General features: G+C 32.0%; 5 protein-coding genes. All 5 read left to right on the top strand.

Annotated features, from left to right (window positions below; all coding sequences use genetic code 11):
* The first annotated feature begins 97 nt into the window (after window positions 1-97).
* The 5 genes from B0A58_RS13890 to B0A58_RS13870 all read left to right on the top strand — a co-directional run bounded on the left by B0A58_RS13890 (window position 98) and on the right by B0A58_RS13870 (window position 8380).
* On the top strand, window positions 98-1363 hold the full coding sequence (locus B0A58_RS13890; RefSeq protein WP_141841261.1) for an AAA family ATPase: 1266 nt from the start codon (window positions 98-100) through the stop codon (window positions 1361-1363).
* Window positions 1353-1754: a hypothetical protein gene (locus B0A58_RS13885; protein ID WP_089081561.1), complete on the top strand. Its 402-nt coding sequence runs from the start codon at window positions 1353-1355 to the stop codon at window positions 1752-1754. Before B0A58_RS13890 ends, B0A58_RS13885 begins: the two co-directional genes overlap by 11 nt.
* A 1000-nt stretch (window positions 1755-2754) precedes the next feature.
* On the top strand, window positions 2755-3720 hold the full coding sequence (locus tag B0A58_RS13880; protein WP_089081560.1) for a hypothetical protein: 966 nt from the start codon (window positions 2755-2757) through the stop codon (window positions 3718-3720).
* 955 nt (window positions 3721-4675) lie between these two features.
* The gene (locus tag B0A58_RS13875; protein WP_089081559.1) at window positions 4676-7027 is read left to right on the top strand and encodes a type VI secretion system Vgr family protein; all 2352 of its coding nucleotides are present in this window, start codon (window positions 4676-4678) and stop codon (window positions 7025-7027) included.
* A 3-nt stretch (window positions 7028-7030) separates the two neighbouring features.
* Complete coding sequence (locus tag B0A58_RS13870; protein ID WP_089081558.1) at window positions 7031-8380, top strand: hypothetical protein; 1350 nt, start codon at window positions 7031-7033, stop codon at window positions 8378-8380.
* Window positions 8381-8775 lie beyond the last annotated feature (395 nt).

The raw sequence follows: 8775 nt of genomic DNA, 5'->3' as shown, positions 1-8775 counted from the left end.
TCGTATATCTACTAGTTATAGGCAATTTTAAAAAGCATACGGCAGAACATTAAATTCTATTTTGTAACTTTGTGAAAATTAAAAGACTAAAATAAAAGTGGAAAAAATATATATAGAAAACTTTGGAGGAATAAATAATATGGAGTTTGATTTTAAGTCAATCAACATACTTATTGGACCACAAGGTTCTGGAAAAAGCATAACAGTTAAATTACTTTATTTCTTCAAAAACTTCATAAATGAGACAATAAAAAGCATTGAAAATGAAGAATCTAAAAGAGATTTAGATCAAAAACAAAAAGAAACATTTATAAACTTTTTTCCTAAAGAATCTTGGAGTAAAGACGATTTTTTTATTTCATATTCATACGAAAACACTTCTATATTTATCAAAAAAATTGATAACAAAATAAATTTTGACTATTCTGATAATATTAAGGCTGTACTAAAAAAAGGAAAAAAGATTTATCAAGATGAAAAAGCTAAAATTCTGGAAAATAGAAAAGTTCCTAATTTTAGCACTAAAAGACAAATTAATGAAAAAATTCAAAGTTGTGTCAAAAATGAATTAGGAAGTCTATCTACGTTTGACCAATTTTTTATTCCAGCTGGTAGAAGTTTTTTTGCAAATATACAAAGTAGCATTTTTTCTTTTTTAAGCGATAACAGGTCTTTAGACCCATTTCTTATTGAATTTGGTTCTTTTTATGAGAACTTAAAACGTTTTTATAATGACATTTTATCAGATGAAAAAAACGACAAAGAGTATGATGAACTAATTTCACAAGTGTTGAATAGTACTTATGTGAGAGAAAAAGAGAAAGATTACTTAGTTCACAAAGACCAAAGAAAAGTAAATTTAACAAATGCTTCATCTGGACAACAAGAAACTCTACCTTTAATAATAATTCTTAAAACTCTTACGAGAATTAATTCTGTAGGAGGAGGTTTTACACTTTATATCGAAGAACCAGAGGCTCATTTATTCCCAACTGCACAAAAACGAATAGTAGAACTATTGGCTCGTACATTTAATAGTACTGACAACAAATTTCAGATATTTGTTACAACCCATAGTCCTTACATACTTTCTTCTTTCAATAATTTAATTTATTCTGGAAACATTAAAAATAAATTGAAATTAGAAGGAAAGAAAAGCGATAAATTAAATAAAGTTATTCCTACAAAAGAACAATTAGAAAGTGATATGTTTAGTGTTTATTCATTAAGAAATAATGAACAAAGATATTTAATTGAAAAAGAATCAAAACTTATATCACCTACTATATTGGATTCAGTATCAGATGAAATTTCAATAGAATTTGATAAACTTCTTAATATTGATTTTTCAAATGACTTGTAGAACAGACTCATCTCAGAAATTATTTACATTTGAGGAGAAGAAAAGTAAATTAACTCTTGAAAATATTGATCAAGTTATTTCAACTAAAGTACTTGTAGACGGATGTGAAATAAATGACGAAACTATAAGATGTGATTATATGTTGTTGGCTAAAGGAATAGAGTTTTATATTGAACTTAAAGGTCAAGACTTGGTTCATGCTGTAAATCAAATTAAAGCAACAATCAAACGATTATCAGCTGACTTCAAAAGTAAAAATAAAAAAGCTTACATAATTTGTACAAGAAGTCCTCTTAGTTCAACACAAATTCAAAGCATAAAATTTGATTTATTGAAAAACTACAATTCTGATTTACAAATAAAGAGTTCCCCTTACAAGGATAAATATTAAAAAAACTGCTTATAACAGCGGCTTGGCAAAAGCGGGGGTTTCGTGCTTTTATGACAGTGAAGTGCCAAATTCAAGCTTAATGCATATAATGAAGTTTAGTGCTAAAGATCCCCGCCTTCGCAAAGCGGCAAAACGTGTGTGACTTGAACAACAACGCAATTGTTGATGCTTTAAAACAGATGAGAGTAGGTCTCTCAGTGACGACTTTCAGGAGTAGTTACTACTTGAGCGAAGCGGATGCACGGATACCTAAAAACAATAAAAAATAATCCGTAAACCACTTTGTGCTGCATTATTAGGAAACTATGGTGTGGTGAGCGACAAAGAAAAACGGCAACAAGATTGTTGTAGGTGTGTTTATGTGAGTTGAACATGTCCGAGAAATAATGTGTAAAAACACATTATTTAGAAGGAGGCGAGCGTAGCTCTGAACCAATGATGAAGCCTCGTAAGCGCAAAAGACGATGTCAAAAATAGGTAGTTACGTTTGTACCTATGACCAAGTGTATTGGAAACCTGATTACTGAATACACGGCATCCGGGGTTAAGTTGGCAAGACGCATCAATAGGCTGTTTTAAGGAACAAGTGAACTCTATATCGTTCTGCCAAATCGCAAGAGGAAACAGACAACAAAGGATGTGGTTGAGATATAGGGAGCAGACCTAGTTGTAGTAGTGATGAAGTTTCTGTAATGGAAATGGAGCAAAGGACTAGGCATAGTAAGTTTTACTAACAATTAACAACCAAAAATGGGATAATTGATTATTACGAAACAAAATCATAGCCAATAACTAATTTATTTTTACATTGGTTATAGGTATATCCATAAATATAATTATATTTGTGTGATTTAATACTATGAAGAGCCGTGTGAAGGGAGACTTTGACTACGTCGAATTTCATTTCAAGCACGGTTCCGTGAGAACGCAGGGGTGAAATTCCCCTGCGTGACTCGATTGGCAGAGATATTGACAAAAAAAAACTTAAAATACAATAATTATGAAACATACTAATGCAAAAATAATAGCTGTTTTTTTAATCCTAATTTCTTTAATTTCTTGCTCTAAAGATGATGATATTATTCAAGAGGAAGCTGTAAATGAGAAAGTTAATGAGTTAATTGAATTTAAAATTGACGGAAAAACATACAAATCAATTAATAATGGCACGGGTTTAACGCTTTTAGGGACTAATTATCAAGGTTATGCGTCTATATCAGTAAAAAATGGAAATATTGCTGAGTATTTTTATGATTTAAAATATATATTTACCGAGGGTGGTCAATTACTTTCCTTTGAATTAGAGGAGACTAAATATAATGCTGGTAATAACATATTAAAAATATTTAAGACACCTACTTACAAACCATTAAATTCTTTTCAAATAAATAAATTTGAAATTAATGAAACATCTAAAAAAATTACAATTGAATTTAGTGGAATTCTTAACTCAACAACAAATTCACAAGAAAGGAGGGTAATTGAAGGAAAAATTTTCCATTCATGTGGTGCTATGTCTCCATGGGGAAGAGATTATTGCTATATGAAAAGTAATGGCGGTACATCAAATTATTTATCATCTTACTTCCAAGTGGGTGGTAATGGTTCTGGAAATCAAAATATTGATTATGTTTCTGGTGATGGAAGAAATATTTCAATCCAGCTAAACCAACCATTAACTAACTTCACGAATTTAAGTTTTGATGAAAATTCTACTAATAATAAAGTTATTTACAGAAAAGCTTTATCTCCTTTTATTATCAATGATAATAATTTAGGTAGTTTGCACAGTCATCAACAATGGCAAAGTTTTCGGACCTCTGGAAATTTAGTAGTTACTAATATCTACAATGGTACAAAACCAGGCGGAGGCATTCATGTTAAGGGAATTATTAATTTAACTGTTAAAGATCAAAATAACAATATTATTGAAATTATTGATTTAGAATTTGTTACGAATAATTAATACCTCTGCCAACAGCAGTTTGCAGAAATGGCGGGTTTTAGGCTTAATTTAAAATTAGTTTTGTACTTGTAAAGTAAGTGTTTAACCGAAAGTTTAGGTTTCCTTAATCCGCAACCTCGCCAAGCTGCGACATGTGTGTGACTTGAACAACAACGCAGTTGTTGATGCTTTAAAACAGATGAGATTAGGTCTCTCAGTGACGACTTTCAGGAGTAGTTACTACTTGAGCGAAGCGGATGCACGGATACCAAAAAAACATTAAAAAATAATCCGTAAACCACTTTGTGCTGCATTATTAGGAAACTATGGTGTGGTGAGCGACAAAGAAAAACGGCAACAAGATTGCAGTAGGTGTGTTTATGTGAGTTGAACGTGAGTGAACCAATGATGAAGCCTCGTAAGCGCAAAAGACGATGTCAAAAATAGGTAGTTACGTTTGTACCTATGATAGAGTGTATTGGAAACCTGATTACTGAATACACGGCATCCGGGGTTAAGTTGGCAAGACGCATCAATAGGCTGTTTTAAGGAACAAGTGAACTCTATATCGTTCTGTAAAATCGCAAGAGGAAACAGACAACAAAGGATGTGGTTGAGATATAGGGGGCAGACCTAGTCGTAGTAGTGATGAAGTTTCTGTAATGAGTATGGAGCAAAGGGCTAGGCATAGTAAGTTTTACTAACAATTAACAACCAGAAATGGGATGATTGATTATTACGAAACAAAATCACAGCCAATAACTAATTTATTTTTACATTGGTTATAGGTATATCCATAAATATAATTATATTTGTGTGATTTAATACTATGAAGAGCCGTGTGAATGGAGACTTTGACTACGTCGAATTTCATTTCAAGCACGGTTCCGTGAGAACGCAGGGGTGAAATTCCCCTGCGTGACTCGATTGGAGGAAACCATTGACCAGCAAACCGCAAAATAAAACCGCATAAAAAATGATAAAAGAAAAAATTATTTTTGGAATTGACCGTAAAGAAATCTCCCATTTCACTTCAATCGAACTGCACCAAACCATCAACAATCATCACACTTTTACAATCAAAGTTCCTCATTCGGTAATCGAAAAACCAAGAGCCTACACCATGGAAAACGCTCAAAGTTGGATGTGGAAAGTGGTACATATAGCACTAGAAAACAAAAATAATTTTCTCGGAATTATAACAAATATTGAATTAGATTTTAATTTAGACCATGTAGGAAGTCAAATTATTTTGACAGGTTATTCAAAAACTATTTTGTTAGAATCGGGAACAAAAATGCACTCTTGGGAAGACACCACCTTGCAAGATATGGTGCGAGAAGTTATCAAAAGCGGTGCCAACGAACAACTTCAAAACGAAATCCAACCCGAATTTACTCACAAAATTAACTACCAAACCCAATATGCCGAAACCGATTTTCAGTTTATTCAACGATTGGCAAAACAATATAATGAGTGGCTATATTATGATAGCGAAAAATTGTTTTTTGGCAAGCCAAAAAAAATCAGAGAAAAAGAGCGAATTACTTTAACTTTCGGACAAGATTTATACACTTTTAAACTTGGCGTAAACGCCAAACAAACGCAATTTGGAGCATATACTTATAATGAAGAGAGCAACAAATTGTATCAAGCAAAAACACAACACAAAGTAGAAGGATTGCCAAGAATAGGCGACCAAGCTTTTGATGCCTCCGAAAAATTATTTAACACAGCATCGTTAGAATATGGCAGAATACCTACTGGCGACGAAGGTTTTTTAGAAACTATTCTAAAAAAGCGACAAGAAGCAACCATGGCAGATGCCAATTATATAACCGCCACAAGTGGCAATAATAAATTAAAAATTGGTTCCATAATAACCGTTAATGCACGAGAAGAAAAAGAATTATCACCATTAGACCCACTTTGGAAAGCAGGGAAACCACATTTTCAAACCCAAGAAGTTGGCACATACATCATTACCGAAATAACCCACAAAGCCACCGATATTGGCGAATATGAAAACAGTTTCAAAGCCTTGCCAGCATTTATAAAAACGCTTCCCGAACCACAAATTGCGTTCCCTCAAGCACAAAATCAACAAGCGATTGTTATAGACAATGCCGACCCAAAAGGACAAGGCAGAATCCGTGTAAAAATGCTTTGGCAACAAACCAAAAACCTACGAACCCAATGGATTAGAGTAATGACACCCGATGCAGGTACAAGTGGCGAAGTACCCACTAACCGAGGAATGGTTTTCATTCCCGAGGTAGGCGACCACGTTATGCTTGGTTTTCGCTACAACGACCCAAACCGTCCGTTTGCAATGGGAAGTTTATTTAACGGAAAAACAGGAAAAGGTGGCGGAGCGAATAACGACATCAAAACGATATATACCCGAAGCGGACATCGAATAGTTTTTAATGACAACAAAGACAACGAGAGTATAACCATTAAAGACAAAAGCGACAACGAGATATTTTTAGACACAAAAAATAAACACATCACTATTTCTGCACCTGAAACTTTTACAGTTAATTGTAAAAATATGGTTTTCAATGTGCAGGAAAACATGACCACAAATGTTGGCAAAGACCAAAAATCAATTATCAAAGAAAACAGCACCATCAATATTGGTAAAAACTTAAAAACCGTTGTAACCAACGAAATCTCTCAAGACAGTGGCAAAAAAACCATCATTGCCAGTGGCGATAACACCGAAATTTCGGCAAATAAAGAACTCGATTTGTACGCCAAAAAACAAATTACAGGTTTTTCAGACGGCAAAACCGAGTTTGGAGCAAAAGAGCAAATGCACGTTTATGGAGCAAGTTCCTTGATAACTGCAAAAGATAAAATAGAATACAAAGCACCACAAATGAACAAACTGCCCGAAAAAGGAAAGTTTAAATACGACAAAGAAAAACAGATTATTGATGTAAAATGGAAGTGTGAAAATGTAGAAAAAACAATACAAAATGCTTTTACAGGCAATAAAGCAAGTATTTTTGTACGCACTCGTAATTATGACGAAGGCGAGTCTGTTACTATAAAAGTAAAAGAAAAAAATGATGAAGATTTAAAAGACGGAACAAAAGAACTTACTTTTAAAGGTGAAGTAAACAAAGAAGGATTTGCAGAACTAAAAGAAGCACTTGAGATTGAAAATGTAAAAGAAAAACCCAATATTGTAAACGGGCAAATACAAATTTTTGGTGCTACAATGGATGGCAAACCAGCAAGCTGTTGGGTAGATTGCGACGAAAATGGAAAACCAATAGAAAAAGAAAAAAAATCAATTTGGAGTACTTTATTTGAATAAATTATGGGAAGAACATTTTATATAGCAGAGATTGATGGAGACACGAGTTTTCAAGATGTAACCTTGGATATTTTACAAGAACCAATTTGTATGAATATTGGTGTGGCACTAATGCCATTTATGGAAGATGGTTTTCATTTTATTAAAGATGATGGCATAAAAAGTGCTGAAGGCATTAACGAAGTAGAAACAGACTTTGTTGAGTATTTATATGAAATAAGGCAAAACAACAAAAACAAAACTAAATTAGAATATCAAACTTTTTCTGGTCCAAATAGATTAAAAATTCGTGAACGAGTTTTTATAGCAGGAAAGATTTTTCCAGTCATGAGCATATCTTATAGCGGAAAAGATATTGACTGTTCTACTTCAAAAATTCAAATAAAATCAATTTCCACCTATGAACTAAGTCTATTATTTGGAGATACATTTGGCGAATACAAAAAGTTTTCATTAACCTATATTAGTATTGACAATGATGATATTAGGATTTATTTACCAAAACATTCAGCAATGAATATAGATTATGCTGATTTGTTAATTGATTTCTTAACAAATGGTAATAAAACAAAAATAGCATCAACTCATGGAGAATTCCCAAATTTAAAGTTATACAAATTAGCAACGGGTTACACCAAATTACAAAGTGGCTGTTGGCTAACAAAAGATAGAGAAGCAAAAAACGATACTTGGAAAACTGCTTGTATGTACATTGTTGAACATAAATATCAAGGAGTATTAGGACCATTTGGACAAATCGCAGATTTCTATAATTTACTTAAAGAAAAAGTAGCAAAATCAAAACATAAATCTAGGTGGTTAAAAGGAGCATATGCTTTAGTAAATAAATTAACAATTATGGATGGTGGATTTATGTTTGTCGAAAATGATGTTGAGATAATTTTAAGCGAACTAAATATTGGTATTTGTGATTATGCCATAATCAAATTTCATGAATTGTTTTATGGAAAGCACAAAAACGATCCATTAGATACAATGGAAAAAGCTTACAAATGGGATTTAGCATTTGTTAAACACGAACAAGGTGTTGTTGCAGTTCCTATTTATGCTAAAACAGATGATAATACTATAGCTAAGTTTCAAGCAATGGCTAATAAAGATGGACAAAAACATATCCATGGATTGGGAGGGATTTTAGGAGTTACACCAGAATTTGATGACCCTTGGAATGGCGATGTCAAGGATTCTGGATTTAGAACTGATTTACCAATGCTCATGTTGTGGTTAGATAGACACAAACCTACTTCAGCACCTTTTAAAGGTAAAGTTGATGGTAAAGGATTTTTATTAGAAAAATATAAAAAAATTATTCGTCGTTATGAAGCCAAGTAAATTATATAATATTACTCTATTATTTATCTCACATATATATATATATTCATTTACATTCATATTATTATACAACTTAATTAGATTTATAAAAACAGATTTTTTTATTTTAAAAGATTTTTTAATTATGTCAATATCAAGTCCTTTGTTTGTTATGTACATTGGAGATACACCATTTATTATTCTTCTAATGCCTATTATGTTTTTTATTATAAAATATTTTAAACCTGAAAATAATATTTTTAAGATTTATGTTATATCTGTTATATTAATTAGTATTGTAAATTATATTTTATTATATCTAAATAAGAGACATTATTTAGATATAAGTGTAATATCTTATGAAGGAGAACTTGAATATAACAAACTTCATTTTATGATTGTTTCAGCCCCTTAAA

Source organism: Flavobacterium branchiophilum NBRC 15030 = ATCC 35035 (assembly GCF_002217205.1).
Classification (GTDB): Bacteria; Bacteroidota; Bacteroidia; order Flavobacteriales; family Flavobacteriaceae; genus Flavobacterium; species Flavobacterium branchiophilum.
The sequence above is the reverse complement of the archived record's forward strand: the minus strand, read 5'-3'. Positions and strand labels throughout refer to the sequence as shown.